Source organism: Rhizobium sp. J15, assembly GCF_002531825.1.
In the GTDB taxonomy this organism is placed as follows: Bacteria; Pseudomonadota; Alphaproteobacteria; order Rhizobiales; family Rhizobiaceae; genus Rhizobium.
The window spans coordinates 1-2,405 of record NZ_NWSX01000094.1; the positions used below are offsets into that span (position 1 = coordinate 1).

The window sequence follows — 2,405 nt, forward strand, 5'->3', positions numbered from 1 at the left end:
GCCTTTGATTGTCGCGAATGAGGCTGGCCTGCCGCGCTGGCGTTTGGCCTCCATGGCGGAACGTCGTCGACAGCTTTCGACGTTCATTTCGAATGATCGTTGCGTGATGAACAAGTCGGTCCACCGCGGCACCCGCCCGCAGGTGTCAGGCGAAATGAGAAACTGACCCCCTAACGAAATGAAGAACTGCCCCCTCGTGTGACAACGAGGAGAGATGGATGACAAGTGCGATTTCAGCGCATCCTGCATCGTGGGGAACGATGCAGGGCGAAGATATGCTTGAGGCAGATGAGGTGGTGGCAATGTTGCGGCTGCACGAGCTTGGTTGGGGTGCCAAGCGTCTATCGAAGGAATTTGGATGTGCTCGCAACACTGTCCGTCGATATCTTCGTGAGGGTGGAGCGGTACCCTTCAAGAAGCCGGTTCGGAGGAGTGCTTTTGATGGCCTTGATGATTGGCTTCGTGAACGCTTCTTTCGCCATGATGGCAATGCCGATGTGATCCGGCAGGAGCTGGCGAGCGAGCATGGAATTATCATCGGTTTGCGTTCGGTAGAGCTTCGAGTCCGGGAATGGCGGCGGGAACTCAAGGCGCAAAAGCGTGCGACAGTGCGGTTTGAAACGCCGCCTGGTCGTCAGTTGCAGATCGACTTCGGGCAGACGCGTGTCTGGATCGGTGACGAGCGGCTTCGGGTAAACGTCTTTGTCGCCACGCTAAGCTATTCCAGACGCATTCATATCCGTGCCTCATTGAGAGAAGGGCAGACAGATTGGTTCGAGGGGATGGAAGGCGCGTTTCTTCGGTTTGGCGGCGTTCCCGTTGAGGTTTTGCTGGATAATGCGAAGGCACTTGTCGAACATCACGACGCGGTTAGCCGGGAGGTTCGCTTCAATGCGCGACTCTGGGCGTTTGCCCGTTACTGGGGCTTCGCGCCACGCGCTTGCGCTCCCTACCGGGCGCGAACAAAGGGGAAGGACGAGCGCGGGGTCGGGTACGTCAAGAAGAATGCTATCGCTGGTCGCCGGTTTGAGAACTGGGCTTCGTTCGAGGCGCACCTTGACCGATGGATACGAGAGATCGCAGACCGACGAGAACACGGCACGACTGGTGAAGCACCAATTGAACGCTTTGCTGCGGAGGCCGAAGCCCTTCGGCCGCTATCCGGCCGCGTACCGTTTGGACAACTACGCGACCTCGTGCGCAAAGTGCAGGCGGACTGCGCCATCGATCTCGACACAAACAGCTATTCCGTACCCTGGCGTCTCATCGGCGAGAGCGTCCAAGTCGTTGTATTGGCTGGCCGTGTAATTATCCGTCACGCTGGCCAGGTTGTGGCCGATCATCCTCTCTGCCAGGGACGGCGACAACGGATCGTCGACCGGGATCACTTTGTTGGCTTCGCGGGTAGCGAAGGACTGGTTCGCACCGCTCCAGTCGAGCTGGCACCAGCCGCCTTGCTGCGACCTCTTGCGGAATACGAGGCCGTTGTTGGAGGTGGCTGGTGATGACGACCGTCGATCACGATTTACTCATCGCGACACTCGATCGGCTAAAGCTGACGGCGATCCGCGATCAACTCGACACGTTGCTGGACGAGGCGCTCGAAGATGACGTTGCGCGAAGCTCTGGCGTTCCTGGTCTCACGAGAGATTGCCCGGCGCGATGAACGGCGCATCTCGATGTCGAGCAAGTTGGCGCAGTTCCCCTTCGTACGCGAACTCGATGGCTTCGACTTCGAGGCACAGCCCTCGCTGGATCGAGGACAGATCAGGGAGCTGTCAACCTGCCGCTGGATTGCTCACGGCGACACCGTCCTATTCCTCGGACCTCCGGGCACCGGTAAGACGCACCTTGCTGTCAGTCTTGGCCGAGAAGCAATCCGCCAGAACTACAACGTTCAATTCGTCACGGCGGCCACTCTGGTTGCGATGCTCGCCAAGGCCCATAACGATGGCTCATTGGACAAGCAGTTGACAATCCTATCGCGGCCGAAACTGCTGATCATCGACGAGCTGGGATATCTGCCCTTCGAAGCTAACGCCGCCCACCTGTTCTTCCAACTGGTCTCTCGCCGCTATGAAAGGGGATCGATCCTGATTACCTCCAATCGATCGGTCGGAGAGTGGGGGAGCGTCTTTGGAGACCCTGTCGTCGCCACCGCGATATTGGACCGCCTGCTGCACCATTCGACGGTGATCACCATCCGAGGTGATAGCTACAGGCTTCGCGAAAAGCGCCGTTCCGGCCTTCTGCAGAAGGCCGGAACAGCGCTTGAGACAAACGAAACAGCAAATCAATGAAGGGGTCAGTTCTTCGTTTCGCCTACGGGGTCAAATCTTCACTTCGCTTGACAGCAGGCATAGTTTGATAGTTGCAGGATACGGGGTCGGCATCGAGCACCCAAC

Annotated in this window: 1 protein-coding gene and 1 pseudogene; both read left to right on the top strand. The window is 58.3% G+C overall.

Going from position 1 to position 2,405, the window contains the following annotated elements; genetic code table 11:
- The first annotated feature begins 218 nt into the window (after nucleotides 1-218).
- Nucleotides 219-1,505: an IS21 family transposase gene (gene istA, locus CO670_RS32240; RefSeq protein WP_016737538.1), complete on the top strand. Its 1,287-nt coding sequence runs from the start codon at nucleotides 219-221 to the stop codon at nucleotides 1,503-1,505.
- Nucleotides 1,505-2,300 (top strand): annotated as a pseudogene (gene istB / locus CO670_RS32245) (IS21-like element ISSme2 family helper ATPase IstB). The gene istA and the pseudogene istB overlap by 1 nt, the downstream one beginning before the upstream one ends.
- Nucleotides 2,301-2,405 lie beyond the last annotated feature (105 nt).

Bases quoted from the DNA above. Each gene is read 5' to 3' on its own strand.
- istA (WP_016737538.1), top strand. From the start codon at position 219: ATGACAAGTGCGATTTCAGCGCATCCTGCATCGTGGGGAACGATGCAG.